A 16,566-nucleotide genomic window follows, 5' to 3' on the forward strand; every position below is an offset into this window, starting at 1 on the left:
CTCCTAGCGTCGCGGCGCGAATCCACGGCAACACGACGTCTCTCGCGAGCCCCTACAGGTACTCGATCTGCGCTCCAGCGTTGTCGCAGGTAAGTATGTGCGTCTCGCAGGCAGGGAACTCCTCGCGCAGGCGCACCTGGAGGAACTTCGCCACGATGGTGTCATCCGTGACCGCCATGAGCGTCGAGCCCGAGCCCGAGATCCACAGCGTCTTCGCCCCGCCCGCGAGGCACGCGGCGCGGATGGCATCGTAGTCGGGGATGAGGGCGCGGCGGTACGGCTCCTGCAGGCGGTCGTCGTTGGCCGCGGCGATGAGGTCGGCGTCGCCGGTCTCGAGCCCGCGGGTGAGGCCGGCGATGCGGCCCATCTGCCACACGGCGGTCGAGAGCGGGATCTCCTGCGGCACGACCTTGCGCGCCTCGCTCGTGTGGACCTCGTAGGGCGGGATCACGGTGATAAAGCGCAGCCGCTCGCTCACGTCGTAGCGCAGGCAGCGCGGCAGCTCGCCTGCGGGCGTGAACGAGCAGACGGCGGCACCCAGAAGCGCGGGCGCGACGTTGTCGGGGTGGCCCTCGATCGCAGTGGCCATGGCGACGAGCTCCTCGCGCGTCACCGTGTGGCGGGTGAGCGCCGCGGCCCCCATGATGCCCGCGACCACGCAGGTCGAGCTCGAGCCCAGGCCGCGCGCCACGGGGATCTCGGTCTGGATGTCGAGCGCGATGGGGAAGGGTTCCATGCCCCAGGCGTCGAGCGCCTGCTCGAACGACTGGTAGACGAGGTTCCCCTCGTTGCGGAACTCCTCCGGGCAGCCCGTGATGGTGAGGGTGTCGGCGTGGTCGAAGGTGAAGTGCGCGTAGAGCGAGACCGCCATGCCGAGCGTGTCGTAGCCGATGCCGAGGTTCGCGCTCGTGGCGGGTACGGTGATCCTGATCATGGTTGCAGCTCCTCCCAGGGCGCTCGCCCCGCTCTCGTCGGTCGACCCTACAGCTTCGCTACCGCCTGCTCGACGAAGGCGCCCATGTCGGCGATATCGACCACGTCGTCGTGGAGCACGGGCGCTTCTCTCAGGGCGGCGAGCTGCGCGGGCGGGCGCGTGCCGGTCGCCTGCGCGAGCGCGTCCATGCAGGCGAAGTCGTCCGCGGGGACCTCGATGCCGAGCGCCTCGGCCACGGCGCGGGGGAACTTGTAGGGGCTCGCGGTCGAGAGTAGCACGCGCGCCTTGGCGCCCGTCGCGGGCGCGAGGTGCCCGAGCACGTGGTAGCCGCATGCGGTATGCGGGTCGATCAGGTAGCCGTGGTCCTCCCAGCACGCGTGGATGGCAGCCGCGACCTCGTCTTCGCTCGCCCAGCCGCAGCCGAAGACCGCCCGGATGCGCTCGAGGAGCTCAGGCGGCACCTCGTAGCGGCCGCGCTCGGCGAGCTCGGCCATGAGCTCGGCCACGAGCTCGCAGTCCCCATCCGAGAGGTAGTAGAGCATGCGCTCGAGGTTCGACGAGATGAGGATGTCCATGCTCGGCGAGGTGGTGGTGAAAAACGGCCGGTTGCGGTCGTAGACGCCGGTGGTGAGGAAGTCGAAGAGCACGTTGTTCGCGTCGCTCGCCACGACGAGCCGCGCCACGGGCAGGCCCAAGAGCTTGGCGTAGTAGCCGGCGAGCACGTCGCCGAAGTTCCCGGTGGGCACGCAGAACTCGACCTTATCGCCCGCCTCGATGGCGCCCGCGCGCACGAGCTGGGCGTACGCGGCGACGTAGTAGACGACCTGCGGCACCAGGCGGCCGACGTTGATGGAGTTCGCGCTCGAGAGCGTCCAGCCCTGGCGCGCGAGGCGCTCGGCGAGCTCCCGGTCGGCGAAGATGCGCTTCACGGCGCTCTGCGCGTCGTCGAAGTTGCCGCGCACCGCGCAGACGGCGACGTTGGCGCCTTCCTGCGTGGTCATCTGCAGCTCCTGCACGCGGCTCACCTTGCCCTCGGGGTAAAAGACGGTGATGCCGCAGCCCGGGGCGTCCGCGAACCCGGCGAGCGCCGCCTTGCCCGTGTCGCCCGAGGTGGCGGTCACGACCATGATGCGCTCGCCGCCACCCGCGCCCCCGCGGGAGTCACCGGCGGAGCCCGCGCGGGCCATGAGGCGGGGGAGCATCTGGAGCGCCACGTCCTTGAAGGCGCTCGTGGGGCCGTGGAAGAGCTCGAGCACGAAGGTTGCCGGGCCATCGCCGGCGGCGTCCGCCGCGTCGGCGCTTCCGAGCTCCACGACCGGCGTCACCTCGGCGCTCGCGAACGTGCCGCGGTAGGCCTCGTCGACGCACGCGGCGATCTCGCCTGCGGTGTAATCAGGTAGTAACAATGCCAGCACGGCGCGCGCGATAGCAGGGTAGTCGGTATCGACCAGCGCGTCTACGTCGAGTTTCTCCGACCCGAGGGCGTCGGAGACGAACAGCCCCCCGTCCGGCGCGATGCCGAGCGCGATGGCTTCCTTGGCTGAGCGCGAAATCGTGCGCGAACGTGTACTATGATACCGTTTCATGCGAAACTCCTCGAATGCCCGCCGGCTCGTCACGCCCATGGTATCAGAAGCGCGCGATGGGACCGGAACCCTGAGCGGAAAGGTAACCTCCTCGTCATGATTAAGGTCGCGAAATTCGGCGGTTCCTCGGTCGCCGACGCCAAGCACTTCAAGCAGATTCGCTCGATCGTCGAGCGCGACCCGGCGCGACGCTTCATCGTGGTGTCGGCCTGCGGGCGGCGCTACAAGAGCGATTCGAAGGTCACCGACCTGCTCTACCTGGTGAACGCCCACGTGCGCTACCACGTCTCGTGCGACGACCTGCTCGACGAGATCGGCAGCCGCTTTATCGCCATCGCCGACGAGCTGGATCTCAGCTACCCCATCCGCGAGGAGTACGCCGCGTTCGCCGAGCGCGCCAAGCAGGGTGGCTACTCGACCGAGGAGCTCGTGAGCCGCGGCGAGTACTTCACGGCGCGCCTCATGGCCGAGTACCTCGACCTGCCGTTCCTCGACGCCGCGGACGTCGTCGCGTTCCACCACGACGGCACGCTCTCGATGACGCGCACCGAGCAGCTCATCCAGGAGCGCGGGATCCCCGGCGGCTTCGTGATGCCCGGCTTCTACGGCGCCACGCGCGAGGGCCGCGTGATGCTGCTCGACCGCGGCGGCGGCGACATCTCGGGCTCGATCCTCGCCAAGTGCCTGGGCGCGGACCTCTACGAGAACTGGACCGACGTCTCGGGGTTCCTCTCCGCCGACCCGCGCATCGTCGCCAACCCGCAGCCCATCAGCCGCATCACCTACGCCGAGCTGCGCGAGCTCTCCTATATGGGCGCCTCGGTCCTGCACGAGGAGGCGGTCTTCCCGGTCATGGAGGCCGGGATCCCCATCGCGGTGCGCAACACCAACCGCCCCGAGGACCAGGGCACCATCATCTCGGACCGCGAGGACTTCGTGGCCGACGAGCCCATCATCACCGGCGTGACCGGCAAGCGCAACTTCGTCGCGATCCACATCATGAAGGACCACATGTCCAACGAGGTCGGCCTCATCCGCCGCGTGCTCTCGATCTTCGAGCGCTACCGCGTGTCGATCGAGCACATCCCCTCGGGCATCGACTCGTTCGCCGTGGTGGTGCAGGGCGAGGACGTCAAGGACTCGCTGTGGTCGATCGTGGCCGACATCAAGACCGAGATCAAGCCCGACTACATCAAGGTCGTCGACGACCTCGCGCTGATCTCGACCGTGGGCCGCAACATGATCGGCCGCCCGGGCGTCTCGGGGAGCCTCTTCGCGGCGCTCGGCCAGGAGGGCATCTCGATCCGCATGATCGCCCAGGGGTCGGACGAGATCAACATCATCGTGGGCGTGCGCGACGACGATTTCGAGCGCGCGATCAAGGCTGTCTACCAGGCGTTCTCCGATGGCGACCACCTGCTCGAGCTCTCGGACCTCAAGCGCGCCGAGGAGGAGGCCCGCGCCGAGACCGCGGTGCTCACCGGCGAGCGGTAGGCTGCCGGTCCTCTTGATGTGCGGGCGCTGCCGTGTGCCGTTTCGGCTCGCACCGCGTCCCGTTATCAGGCTGTAACATAGCTGCGATAGGCTGATGCCCAAACTGGGAAGACGCCGTACCGGCCCGAGGACCTGGAGGACACCATGAAGCAGTACACGATCGCCATCCTGGGAGCGACCGGTGCGGTGGGCACGCAGATGCTCCAGTGCCTGGACGAGCAGCAGATCTCCGTGGGCGAGCTGCGCCTGCTCGCGAGCGCGCGCAGCGCCGGCAAGACGGTCGCGTTCCAGGGCCGCGAGGTGGCCATCCAGGAGGCGCGCCCCGAGGCGTTCGCCGGGTGCGACTTCGTGCTGGGCGCCGCGGACGACGCCATCGCGCGCGAGCTGCTGCCGAGGGCCGTCGAGGCCGGCGCCGTCGTCATCGATAACAGCCACGCGTTCCGCCTGGACCCCGAGGTGCCGCTCGTGGTGCCCGAGGTCAACGGCGCGGACGCCCTGAACCATCACGGGCTCATCGCCAACCCCAACTGCGCGACGATCATCGGCTTGGTGCCCGTCTGGCCGCTGCACGAGCTCGCCGGCGTGACGCGCATGATCGTCTCGACCTACCAGGCCGCGAGCGGCGCGGGCGCGCCGGGCATGGCCGAGCTCGAGGCGCAGATCGCCGCCCTCGGCCGCGGCGAGGAGCTTCCCGCGCCGAAGGCCTTCGCCGCGCCGCTCGTGAGCAACCTCATCCCGCAGATCGGCGGGTTCGACGACGAGGGCTACACCTCGGAGGAGATGAAGCTCCAGAACGAGGGCCGCAAGATCATGCACCTGCCCGACCTGCGCGTGAACTGCACCTGCGTGCGCGTGCCGGTGCTGCGCTCGCACTCCGAGAGCATCACGCTCGAGTTCGAGCGCGACATCACGCTCGACGAAGCGCGCGCCGCCCTCGCCGCCGCCCCGGGCGTCAAGCTCGTGGACGACCGCGGGGCCGCGAGCGCGCACGACCGCTTCCCCATGCCCATCGATACCTCCGACCAGGATCTCATCTGGGTCGGTCGCGTGCGCCGCGACATCTCGAACCCCGACCCGGCGCGCGGCATCACCTTCTGGTGCTGCGGCGACCAGATCCGCAAGGGCGCCGCCACCAACGCCGTCCAGATCCTGAAGCTGCTCGCGCGGTAGGGCCCGCACGGGGCCTCCGTCGCGGTGCGCCGAGAGCCGCTGGCCGCGCTACTCGACGCTCTTGAGCGCCTCGATCATGTCGATGCGGTTGAGCGTCCGGTTGGTGATGAGGTTCACGACGAGCGCGAACACGAGCGGAAGCACGGCGGCGAGCACATAGCTTATGGGCGTGACCACGGTGAGGAAGCTGATCGAGGGCATCTTGAGCGCGTGCAGCAGCACGTCGCCCAGAACGTAGCCGAACGGCAGCCCGCACACGATGCCGATGATCGTGAGGATGATGGTCTCCTTGTTCACGTAATGGTGCACCTCGCGTGGGCGGAACCCGAGCACCTTGATGGTGGCGAGCTCGCGCTCGCGCTCGGAGATGTTGGTCGTGGAGAGCGTGAAGAGCACCGCGAAGGCGAGCGCCGCCGCCATGCCGAGCACGATCGCGACGACGGCGTTGATGAGCATGAACGAGTTCGAGAAGTCGTCCGCGAGCTCGCTGGTGCTCGTGACCGAGAGGAAACGGCTGTCGTCCGAGAGGTCCGCGGCGAGCGAGGCCTCGGCGTCGGCGGCATCGGTGCAGCGGATGAGCATGCCGTTCGCCTGGAAGGCCCCCTCGTCGTCGAGCGCGCTCGCGCGGTCGCCGAAGGCGTCGAGATAGGCGGAGCGCGTGAGGTACACGTAGTTGCCGAGGTAGTTCCGGGCGACGTGGGCCACCTCGAGCTCGGCCTGCTCGAGCTGCGAATCCTGGAGCTCCACGGTATCGCCCGCCTCGAAGCCAAGCACCTCGGAGGCGTTCTGCGTGATCACGGCGCCCTCAAGCGGCAAATCGACGCTCGCGCTCGTGTCGCGGTCCGTCATGCTCACGAAGCGCGAGAACTCGTTTGACGGCGCGTAGCCGTCGGGCACGACGATGAGCTGGACGGTCTCCTCGCCCTCGCCGTACTTGAGCGTCGCGGAGTCGATGTAGATGGGCACGGCCTCCTCGACGCGCGCGTCTGCCTCGATGTCGCGCAGGGCGCCATCGTGGTCCGCCGCCTCCGTCGCCGTGAGGATGCTGTAGTGCGAGATGCGCCCGTACTGCTCGGGCACGAGCTCGGCCACGGAGTCCTTGATGGCGAAGCCGCACACGATGAGCGCCGTGCAGCCCAGGATGCCCGCGACCGTCATGAAGAAGCGGCGCTTGTAGCGGAAGAGGTTGCGCGCGGTCACCTTGTTGAGGAACGAAAGGCGCCGCCAGATGGCGGGGATGCGCTCCAGGAAGATGCGCGAGCCGGACTTGGGCGCCTTCGGCCGCATGAGCTCGGCCGGGGTGCGGATCACCTCGGAGCGGCAGGCGAGGTAGGCGGTGGCGCCGATCGCGACCACGAAGAGCGCCGTGCCGCCCAGGCCGTAGAGCGCCTCGAACGCGAAGCCGTAGGCGGGCAGGAGGTACATGATGTCGAAGATGGTGAAGATGAAGGCCGGCAGGGCGATGAAGCCCAAGAACAGGCCGAACAGGCAGCCCACGATGCAGGCCGAGAGCGCGTAGACGAGGTACTTCGAGAGGATCTCGCCGTTGCGGTAGCCGAGCGCCTTGTAGGTGCCGATGAGCCCGCGCTCCTCCTCGACGAGGCGCGTGATGGTGGTGAGCGAGACGAGCATGGCCACGACGAGGAAGACGATGGGGAAGAGCGTGCCGATGGCCTCGATCGAGTCGGCGTCGCTCGAGATGGACGACCAGCTGGAGAGCGACGAGCGCGTCTGCACGTACCAGGTCGCGGTGTCGATGGCGTCGATTTCGGCCTGCGCGTCGGCAAGCTCGGCCTCGGCCTCGGCGAACTGCTCGTCGGCCTCGGCGCGGCCGTCCTGCCATTCCGCGAGGCCGTCGAGGTAGGCGGCCATGCCGTCCTCGTACTCGGCGCGCCCGCGGTCGAGCTCCGCCTGCGCGTCGATGAGCGCCTGGCGCGCCGCCGGAAGCGCCGCGGCCCCGGCCTCGAGCTCGGCCTCGGCTTGCTCCAACTTGGCGCGACCGGCTGCCACGCCCTCGTCGAACTCGCGCCAGGAGTCCTCTTCAATCTGCGCGAACGCCGCTTCCGCCTGAGTCTCGGCCGCGGGGAGCGCTTGGTCGAGCGCTGTCTCGAGCGCGGTATCCATGGCCGTGTCGATGGCGGTCTGGCGACCCTGCTCGAGAAGCTCGTCGATGGAGTTCACCTGACCCCAGAGCTCAGCTGCCCGGGTCTCCTCGTCGAGCATCGCCTGGAGGGCCTCGAGACCGCCGACCTGCGCGTCTAACTGGTCGATCACGGCCTGGTGCTCATCGCGCTGACCTTCCAGCGTCTCGATCTGACCCTCAAGCTCTGCCTTGTCCTCCGCATACGACGGGCTTGCCGGGTCGAGGGCGCCGATCTGGTCTCTGAGCCCGCCGATCTGCCCGCCGAGCTCCTCGATGGCCTGGGCGGCGGTGGTGTAGGCGGAGATGTTGCCGCTCGTCTGCTCGATGGCGGCCTCGAGCGCCTCGAGCGTGCCCCATTGCTGCTCGATGGGCTCGAGCTGCGCGGCAAGGAGCTCGCGCATCGCGATAGCCTGCTTCACCTGGTCCTGCGCCTCGAACGCAGCGACGGCTTGCTGCTCGATCATGGGGCGCATCTGCTCGACTTGCGCCTCGGCGGCCGCGGTCGCCTGGTCGCGGGCGGCCTCGAGAGCCTGCTCGCGGCCGTCGGCGAGCGCATCCTCGAGCTGGGCGCGCGCGTCGGCCGTGCTCTGTTCGAATTGCGCCCAGCCGTCCGCGAGCTCGGCACGGCCGGAGGCGATATCGGCCTCGCCGGAGCGGACCTCCGCCCAGCCGTCGTCGATCTCGGCCTGGCCGCTCATGATCTCGCGGAGCGCGTCGCCCAGCTGGCGGGCCGCGTCCTCGAGCTCGGCCCAGCCGTCGGCGAGCTCGGCCTCGGCGTCGGCGCGCTCCTCCTCGTACTCCGCCCGCGCGTCGTCGAGCTCGGCTTGCGCCTCGTCCTTGTCCGCCGCGGTGCGGGCGGCCTCGCGGTCGGCGCGGATCTCGTCCTCGATGCGGTCGGTCACCGCCTCGACGCGCTCGGTGTAGGCGTCGGAGTAGGTGGGCAGCGCGTCCGCGCCCTCGACGGTGAGGTACGCGACGGTGTAGGTGTCGGTCTCGATGGCCTCGGGCGCGACGATGAAGGTGTAGTCGGCGCTCGAGCTCGAGCGGAACGAGAGCTCGGGGTTGCTCACGTCCATCGCGTCGACGACGATGCCGCAGATGCGGTAGGGATGCCGCGCGAAGACGGCCTCCTCCTCGTTCTCGGCCTCGGCGATCTCGACGGTGTCGCCGATCCCAAGGCCGCTCGCGTCGATGAACTTCTGCGTGACGGCGACCTCGTCGGCCGCCTCGGGCAGCTCGCCCTCGATGAGGTACGGGTCGTTCAGCCCCTCAGATGAGCGGGCCTTCACCTCGACGGTGGCGCGCGCGCCGTCGACATCGGTGTAGGCGGTCTCGGACCAGTCGCCTTCCACGGTCTCGACGCCGTCGACCGTGGCGAGCGCGGCGATGTCGCCGTCATCGAGGCCGAGCGTCGAGAGGACCTGGATGTCGAAGAGCCGCTGGTCGTCGAAGAAGGCGTCGGCGGCGTCGCGCAGGTCGGTGCACGCGGCGCGCAGGCCGCAGAACATCGCCACGCCGAGCGCGCAGATCACGGCGATCGACACGAAGCGCTTGAGGTTGCCCCGTATCGTGCGCGCTATGTCTTTGCGGAACGCCGTGGTCATGGCTCTTACCTCACCACTCGATCTCGGCGATGGGCTGGGGGTGCGCGTTCAGGCTCATCTCGGTCACCTTGCCGCTCTTGAAGCGGATGAGGCGGTCGGCCATGGGCGCGAGCGCCGAGTTGTGCGTGATGATGATGACCGTGATGCCGTCGCGGCGGCAGGTGTCTTGCAGCAGCTGCAGGATCTGCTTGCCGGTCTGGTAGTCGAGGGCGCCCGTGGGCTCGTCGCAGAGCAGCAGCTTGGGGTTCTTGGCGACGGCGCGCGCGATCGAGACGCGCTGCTGCTCGCCGCCCGAGAGCTGGGCCGGGAAGTTGCCGAGGCGCGCGGAGAGGCCCACCTTGCCGAGTGACTCCGCCGCGTCGAGCGCGTCCGGGCACACCTGTGCCGCGAGCTCGACGTTCTCGAGCGCGGTGAGGTTGGGGACGAGGTTGTAGAACTGGAAGACGAAGCCCACGTCGGTGCGGCGGTACTCGACGAGCTCGCGCTCGCTCGCGTGCGTGATGTTGCGCCCGTCGACCATGACCGTGCCCGCGGTCGCGGTGTCCATGCCGCCCAGGATGTTGAGCGCCGTGGTCTTGCCCGCGCCCGAGGCGCCGAGGATCACCGCGAGCTCGCCCCGCTCGACCGCAAACGACGCGCCGTCGAGCGCATGGATGAGCGTCTCTTCGCTCCCGTAGGCCTTGATGACATCTTGGAACTCGATATACGCCATGGCTGGACCAATCTAGCGGGCATCCGTCCGCGCGCGACGTGGCGGCTGCCTGCGGTTCACTCGACAGCATGTTGTCTAAACCGTAGTATAGTGGAGCTGCCGGGGCGCTTCGAGGTGCCCTCGACAACGGGCGCCGAATTGTCGAGCGATGGGCGGTGGCACGCATGGCCAACAAGCAGCCGCAGGTGACCGAGCAGACGCGCGCGAACCTCACGCAGGCGTTCTGGTCGCTCTACCTCGAGAAGCCGATCGAGAAGATCACCATCCGCGAGATCACCGACCGCGCGGGATACAACCGGGCGACCTTCTACCTCTACTACCGCGACGTGTACGACCTCTTCGATCAGTTCGAGGAGGGCGTGCTGGCACGGGTGCGCGCGCTCGTGGACGGGCACCTCATGCACGACGAGACCCTGAACCTGAAGCAGCACATGGGGCTCATCGTCGAGCTCGCGCAGCAGTTCGACGGCTACCTGCCGCGCCTCATGAGCGGGGACCCCTCGTTCAGCGAGCGGCTGAAGGCGGTCATCACGCCGCTGCTTGACCGGTTCATCCTGGATGGGGCCACCCAGAGCGAGGACGAGCGGCGGCTTCTGCGCGAGTTCTACGCGAGCGGGCTGCTCGCCTCGATCAACGCGTGGATGGTGGCGCCCGACCGCATGCCGCTCGGCGCGTTCATCGACCTCATCGTGGGCGCGGTGCTGCCCGGGCGGGCCTAGCGCAGGCAGCCAAAAGCCCGAGTGCGTCTCCGGCGGCGTCGCGGGCTGCTCGCTTTCGGAAGTTTAGGCGTCTTGGCGGTGGGTACGGGGATGCTCGACGGCGATATAGCTATGACGTACGCTTTCTACCTGCGAATATCTTGTCTAAGAGTTTCGGTATAGTCGGGGAAGCGCGAGCCATCCACCGCCAAGGGGCTCGAAGTGCGTGGGCCCGCACGGCATCCGCGTGCGGTGCACCCGAAACGCAAGGAAAAGCGCGGCGCCTCCCTCTCGGGAAGCGCCGCACCCTTGCGTTCATCCGTTCGCGCGGTGGGGGCTACTCGTCGCCGAAGCTGATGCCGAGCGCCTTCGCCTCGCGGATGAGGTCGCACTCGGGGTCGACGTACTTGAGCTTGCCGGCGACCTCGGAGAGCGCGACGCGCGTCATCTTGCCGCCCACCTGGGCGATCATGTAGCCGAACTCGCCCTCGAGGCAGCCGAGTGCCGCCTCGACGCCGCACTGGGTCGCGAAGACGCGGTCCTGCGCATCGGGCTCGCCGCCGCGCTGCGTGTGCCCGGGGATGGCGACGCGGGTTTCTCGGCCGGTCTTCTCCTCGATCTCGCGGGCGATGTCGTAGACGATCGACGGGCTCGTGCGCTCGGCGAGCTTCTTCTTGTACTCCTTCTTGGAGAGCTTGGCGTCCTCCTTGGAGATGGCGCCCTCGGCCACCGCGACGATCGTGAAGCGGCTGCCGCGCTCCATGCGGCGCTCGATGGTGCTGATGACGTTTTTCATCTCGAAGGGGATTTCGGGGATGAGGATGACGTCCGCGCCGCCGGCGACGCCCGCGTACAGCGGGATCCAGCCGACTTTGTGGCCCATGATCTCGATGACGAACACGCGGCCGTGCGAGCTCGCGGTGGTGTGGATGTTGTCGATGCACTCCGTGGCGACCTCGACCGCGCTCGAGAAGCCGAAGGTGCGCTCGGTGCCCCACGTGTCGTTGTCGATGGTCTTGGGCAGCGCGATGACGTTCAGGCCCTCCTGCGCAAGGCGGTTCGCGGTCTTGGTCGAGCCGTTGCCGCCGAGCATAAAGAGGCAGTCGAGCTGCAGCTTGTGGTAGGTCTGCACCATGGCGGGGACCTTCTCGACGCCGTCGGCCTCGGGGGTGTCGAGCAGCTTGAACGGCGTGCGGCTCGTGCCCAGGATGGTGCCGCCGCGCGTCAGGATGCCGCTGAAGTCATGCGGCGTCATGATGCGGAACCGGCTGTAGATGAGGCCCTGGTAGCCGTCCTCGAAGCCGTAGATCTCGAGGCCGTCCGCGCCGAGCCTGTTCTCCAGGGTCTTGACGATGCCGCGCATGGTGGCGTTGAGCGCCTGGCAGTCGCCGCCGCTCGTGAGCAGTCCGATTCGAAGCATGAGGCCTCCCTTTCCCGAAAACACGCACACCAGTGTACTCCTCGCGATGCGCCGCGAGGTGCTAGGGTGCGTGATTTTACCGTCGCGGCTCGCCGGGCCGGGCCCCTATGGGCGCGCTGACGCGAGGTGCGTGGCCTACCGCCGCACGTAGGACAGCACGGTGGGCACGGCGCCGATGGCGGCGAAGAGGTACAGCCGCACGAGGTTCCCGAAGTAGCCGGTGCTCTCGATGTTGCCGTGCTCGAGCAGCCGCGGGATCTCGCCGAGGGACTCGAAGAAGCCGTAGCCGAGCTGCTCGGACACGACGAAGCCCCAGTCGATGTAGTCGCCCACGAAGATCATGACGAGCATGATCGCGACGCAGATCGCGATGCCGCGCACGGTGAGCGCCCCACCGAGCTTGCGGTAGCCCACGAGCGTGCAGATGGCCATGACCGCGCCCGAGAGCGCGCTCGCGATGCCGAGCCGCCCGAGGAGCACGATGCAGAGCACGCCCGCGAGCGAGCCCGCCAGCGCGCCCGCCGTCCCGAGCGCCACGTTGTCGACCTGCGGCGGGGTGTAGCGCGGGTCCTGCTGGGGGATGCCGTTCGGGTAATTCATGTAGCCTGCCATGCTGCCTCCATCGTCGCTCGGCTACCTCATGTGGCAGCTGGGGTCACGATTCCTTCCAGAATTCTCTCACGAGCGAACGGCGATCGCTACAGTCCGTTTTCTTCAGGATGTTGTGGACATGGACCTTCACGGTGCTCAGCGAGAGCTGGAGGGATGAGGCGATGTTCTGGTTGTCTCGTCCCGCGATGATGAGGGCGAGCACATCGAGCTCGCGGGGCGACAGGCGGTAGCGCTTCCCGAACACGGGGAGGTTCTCCGCGACGAACGCCGCCTGCGGGCGCGTGCTCTGCATCGGGGGATTGTCGAACCTGATCGAGAGGGCCTTGAACGCGCTCTTGCAGGCTGTGACCATGCAGCAGATCATGAGCGCGTTCTCGCAGTAGTTGCGTTCCGGGGCGACGGCGCGGAGCTCCATGATGATGCCTTCGGCGTGAGGGACCAAGAAGAAGCAGGCATCTTCTACGATGACGCCGATCCCGAGCAGCCAGGTGACGATATAGATCTTGAGCCCCCGTCGCATGCGCGCCCGCTCGTCGCGGTCATCGGTCCTGAGATACCGGAATGCGGCGTACAGCAGGATCCAGAGTAGGAAGATCGCGCGCGTCGAGTAGAACGCGAACCTGCCGAGGCCGGTCGTGGGAGGGAAGAAGAGCGAGACGATGCTCATGCATAGGAACGCGACGCAGGGAGCGACTTTGACGACGCGCCGTTCCTGCCCCATATAGTCGCAGACGAGCAGCCAGAACGATGAGATGAACCCGACGCCGGATATGACGGTCGCCGCGGACCTGACGGTGATGTAGATGCCATCGGTCCTCCATGGGCGCCCTGCCGAGACGAAGCTGTCCTGGAACACCCAGGCGATATCGAAGAAGTAGAACAGAAAGCCGATGGCGGCCAGCAGGAACAGGTTCCAGCGCGAGGCGAGGAAGGCGGAGAAGCAGCTCGCCGATGTGAGGATCGAAGCGAGGAGCATGAGGAAAGTGAAGTGGAGCACGATGAATTCCATCTGCCGATCCCTTCTGGCCGTCCGCTTCGCATCCAGCCGTTCGCGCATGGTAGGGAAACGATTTCTGTGAACGCTACGGTCACCAATGTTACCTGCGACAGGGTTGGTTTCGCTTCAAGGAAGGGCGTGTCATCGGCAGGCGGTGGCTCCGGAAATCGAGCGGTTTCTACGGAAAATACCATCTATGACCTGCGGTTTATTTTGGGTTTAGCAGTGATTTCCCTCACGGTAGACCCAAGATACACCGCGCGCTACATCCGGCATAGGCCTTTTGCCCACCTCTCACGGGCGGTATCGGTATATCGAGGGCAGAGGGGGCGATGGTGCCATGTCCCCCAGCATGGATGCCGCGCTGGGCCCCATCTGCCTGATCGTCCGACAGCCCGCCGCCCTCGCGGCGGCGGGGCTCGTCGCACCGCGTGAACGCGCGTGCGGGAAGGGGGTTCGCCCATGGAAGAAGCGAAGGAAAGCAAGAAGGGGATCGGGCTGTTCGGCCTCATCGGCATGGTGGTGAGCTCGTGCATCGGCTCGGGCGCGTTCGCTATCTCGGGGCAGCTGTCGCAGGTGGCCTCCCCGGGCAGCGCGCTCGTCGCCTGGCTCATCGTGGGCCTGGGCTTTCTCGCCCTCGCCCTCTCGCTCAATAACCTCGGCGCCGAGCGTCCCGACCTGCCGGGCATCTTCTCGTATGCCCAGGAGGGGTTCGGTCCCTTCGCGGGCTTCGTGTCGGGCTGGGGGTACTGGCTCTCGGCGTGGTTGGGGAACGTCGCCTTCGCGACCATGATGATGTCCACGGTGGGCTACTTCTTCCCGGCGTTTCTCGCGGGAAACACCGTGCCGTGCATCGCGATTTCATCGGTGGTCATGTGGCTGCTCACGATCTTCGTGATCCGCGGCGTGGAGAGCGCATCGCTTCTCAACGCCGTCGTGATGGTGTGCAAGGTGGCGTCCCTCGCCGTGTTCGTCCTGTTCTCGGTCTTCATGTTCAACGCGGGTGTGTTCACCGCAGATTTCTGGGGCACGCTCTACAACAACGCCGTCGCTGCCGGCTCCGCCGGTGCCGATGCGGTGGCGCTCGGCGATGTCGCGCAGCAGATCATGAACTGCTTCATCATCATGTTCTGGGTGTTCGTCGGCATCGAGGGCGCGACGGTCATGTCGTCGCGCGCCGTCCGCAAGAGCGATGTGGGCAAGGCCACGGTCATCGGTCTCGCGTGCCTGCTCGCCATCTATATCGGCTGCTCGGTGCTGCCGTACGGCTATATGCCCTATACCGAGATCGCACAGCTCGACTACCCCGCGATGGTGTATATCTTCGAGGATATGGCTCCGGGCTGGGGCGGTGCGTTCATCTCTATCGCCATCATCATCTCCATCCTCGGATCGTGGCTCTCGTTCACGATGCTCCCGGCCGAGACCACGTCGGAGATGGCCGCCAGCAAGCTTCTGCCCGCTTCGTGGGGCAAGCTTAACGGCAAGGGTGCCCCGCAGCTCAGCCTCACGGTCGTCGGCGCGTGCACCCAGGCATTCCTCATCGTGCTCCTGGTGAGCGAGGACGCCTATGACTTCGCGTACTCCATGTGCACCGTCGCCATCGTCATCACGTGGGCGTTTGCCGCTGCTTACCAGGTCAAGTACGCTTTGGAGAACAAGCAGGCCGCACAGCTCGCCATCGGTCTTGTCGCCACGGTGTTCCTCATCGTGGGCGTGCTGTTCAACGGATGGTCGTTCCTCCTCCTCACGTGCGTCGGTTACATCCCCGGCTTCGTCGTGTATGTCCAGGCGCGCAGGTCTGAGGGGCTTGAGCTCGGCTCCGTCGACAAGGTGGGCATAGCCGCGATCACCGCGCTCGGCGTCCTTGCGCTCATTTTGCTCGCCATGGGCGTTATCAGCCTGTAACGTATAGATTGGGACGCCGCGGCGGCTTCGCCGGAGGCGGCAATCGCCGCGGCGCTTCGGGGTTTCTCGAAGGAGTAGGGGAAGGGAGTACCCCATGAAGATCGCAACCATCGGCGTCGAGGACTGGCTCAACGTCCACGAGAAGAGCGCCACGGTCGATATCGCGCAGTCGACGATCGCGTCGCTCACCATGGACGAGATCCTGCACCTGGACGGCACGGACGGCAGCGGGTTCTACGAGCAGCTCGGCCGCGAGAAGATGAACTACGGCTGGATCGAGGGCTCGCCCGAGTTCAAGGAGGAGGTGGCCCGGCTCTACGATAGCGTCGAGCCCGATAACATCCTCCAGACCAACGGCGCCACCGGCGCGAACCTGCTCGCGCTCATGACGCTCGTGGAGCCCGGCGACCACGTGATCGCCGAGTACCCCACCTACCAGCCGCTCTACGAGATCCCGCGCACGCTCGGCGCCGACGTCGAGTACTGGCACATCCGTGAGGAGCTGGGCTGGCAGCCTGACATCGCCGAGCTCGAGCGGCTCATCCGTTCCGACACCAAGCTCATCTGCATCAACAACGCTTCGAACCCGCTCGGCACGGTGCTCCCGCGCGAGACGCTCGAGCGAATCGTCGAGATCGCGCGCTCCGTGGGCGCCTACGTGCTCTCCGACGAGGTCTACCTTCCGCTCGAGGACACCGAGAGCTTCGTCTCGATGGCCGACCTCTACGACCGCGCCGTGGTCACGAACAGCATCTCGAAGACCTACTCGGTGCCGGCGGCGCGCATCGGCTGGACGGTCTCGAACGCCGAGGTGGCGGACCGCATCCGCACGTACCGCGACTACACGCTCATCTGCGGCGGCATCTTCAACGACGCGCTCGCCGTCCACGTGCTCCGCAACCGCGGGCGCATCCTCGAGCGAAACCGCGCCATCGTGCTGGGCAACCGCGCCATCGCGCAGGCATGGGTCGACGCCGAGCCGCGCGTGCGCTGGGTCGCGCCCAAGGGCGTCTCGACCTCCTATATCCAGTTCGACATCCCCATGGACGACGAGGAGTTCTGCCTCAAGCTGCTGCGCGAGCGCGGCGTGCTGCTCGTCCCCGGCGGCCGCTTCGAGCTGCCCTGCGGCGCGCGGCTGGGCTACTGCGCACCCGAGCAGACGCTGCGCGAGGGGCTGGCGCTGCTCTCGGAGGCGCTGCGCGAGTTCGACTAGGGGGTCCCGCTCCTTCTGCCGATGCGGGGGCGCCGTAGGAAGTTTGTCGTTTGGCATGGAGGTGGGCTGTCGCCT

The 16,566-nt window shown here is 67.5% G+C and carries 12 protein-coding genes; 5 read left to right on the forward strand and 7 right to left on the reverse strand.

The annotated features are described in order from the left end of the window. Positions 1–52: 52 nt before the first annotated feature. Together thrB and thrC are read right to left on the reverse strand one after the other, a co-directional pair. Positions 53–934, reverse strand: a complete 882-nt coding sequence (thrB, locus tag FS885_RS02910) for a homoserine kinase (RefSeq protein ID WP_144743508.1) — start codon at positions 932–934, stop codon at positions 53–55. Positions 935–981: 47 nt separating this feature from the next. Further along, positions 982–2,520, reverse strand: coding sequence for a threonine synthase (gene thrC, locus FS885_RS02915; RefSeq protein ID WP_144743509.1), 1,539 nt, complete (start codon positions 2,518–2,520; stop codon positions 982–984). 96 nt (positions 2,521–2,616) lie between these two features. Between thrC and FS885_RS02920 the strand changes: the two genes are divergently transcribed. Further along, positions 2,617–4,014, forward strand: coding sequence for an aspartate kinase (locus FS885_RS02920; RefSeq protein ID WP_144743510.1), 1,398 nt, complete (start codon positions 2,617–2,619; stop codon positions 4,012–4,014). Positions 4,015–4,158: 144 nt separating this feature from the next. Next, entirely contained in the window at positions 4,159–5,184 is a 1,026-nt protein-coding gene (locus tag FS885_RS02925; RefSeq protein ID WP_144743511.1) for an aspartate-semialdehyde dehydrogenase, read from the forward strand. 48 nt (positions 5,185–5,232) lie between these two features. On the opposite strand, the gene FS885_RS02930 is transcribed toward FS885_RS02925, so the two are convergent. Next, a complete protein-coding gene (locus FS885_RS02930) occupies positions 5,233–8,931 on the reverse strand; it encodes an ABC transporter permease (RefSeq protein WP_144743512.1) in 3,699 nt (1,232 codons plus the stop codon). Positions 8,932–8,941: 10 nt separating this feature from the next. After that, positions 8,942–9,643, reverse strand: a complete 702-nt coding sequence (locus tag FS885_RS02935; protein WP_144743513.1) for an ABC transporter ATP-binding protein — start codon at positions 9,641–9,643, stop codon at positions 8,942–8,944. Positions 9,644–9,807: 164 nt separating this feature from the next. On the opposite strand from FS885_RS02935, the gene FS885_RS02940 reads away from it, so the two are divergent. Next, positions 9,808–10,362, forward strand: coding sequence for a TetR/AcrR family transcriptional regulator (locus FS885_RS02940; protein WP_144743514.1), 555 nt, complete (start codon positions 9,808–9,810; stop codon positions 10,360–10,362). Positions 10,363–10,678: 316 nt separating this feature from the next. On the opposite strand, the gene FS885_RS02945 is transcribed toward FS885_RS02940, so the two are convergent. The 3 genes from FS885_RS02945 to FS885_RS02955 all read right to left on the reverse strand — a co-directional run bounded on the left by FS885_RS02945 (position 10,679) and on the right by FS885_RS02955 (position 13,382). Next, positions 10,679–11,761, reverse strand: coding sequence for a 6-phosphofructokinase (locus FS885_RS02945; RefSeq protein WP_144743515.1), 1,083 nt, complete (start codon positions 11,759–11,761; stop codon positions 10,679–10,681). 135 nt (positions 11,762–11,896) lie between these two features. Further along, a complete protein-coding gene (locus FS885_RS02950; RefSeq protein WP_144743516.1) occupies positions 11,897–12,373 on the reverse strand; it encodes a hypothetical protein in 477 nt (158 codons plus the stop codon). A 43-nt stretch (positions 12,374–12,416) separates the two neighbouring features. Beyond that, on the reverse strand, positions 12,417–13,382 hold the full coding sequence (locus FS885_RS02955; RefSeq protein WP_144743517.1) for a helix-turn-helix transcriptional regulator: 966 nt from the start codon (positions 13,380–13,382) through the stop codon (positions 12,417–12,419). Between the two features lie 450 nt (positions 13,383–13,832). Here FS885_RS02955 and FS885_RS02960 point away from each other — a divergent pair, with 450 nt between their 5' ends. Beyond that, positions 13,833–15,278, forward strand: a complete 1,446-nt coding sequence (locus FS885_RS02960) for a basic amino acid/polyamine antiporter (RefSeq protein ID WP_144743518.1) — start codon at positions 13,833–13,835, stop codon at positions 15,276–15,278. A 94-nt stretch (positions 15,279–15,372) separates the two neighbouring features. Continuing rightward, the gene (locus FS885_RS02965; RefSeq protein ID WP_144743519.1) at positions 15,373–16,491 is read left to right on the forward strand and encodes an aminotransferase; all 1,119 of its coding nucleotides are present in this window, start codon (positions 15,373–15,375) and stop codon (positions 16,489–16,491) included. Positions 16,492–16,566: the final 75 nt, after the last annotated feature.

Origin of the sequence: Enorma burkinafasonensis (genome assembly GCF_902150035.1) — a bacterium.
GTDB classification, from domain to species: Bacteria; Actinomycetota; Coriobacteriia; order Coriobacteriales; family Coriobacteriaceae; genus Enorma; species Enorma burkinafasonensis.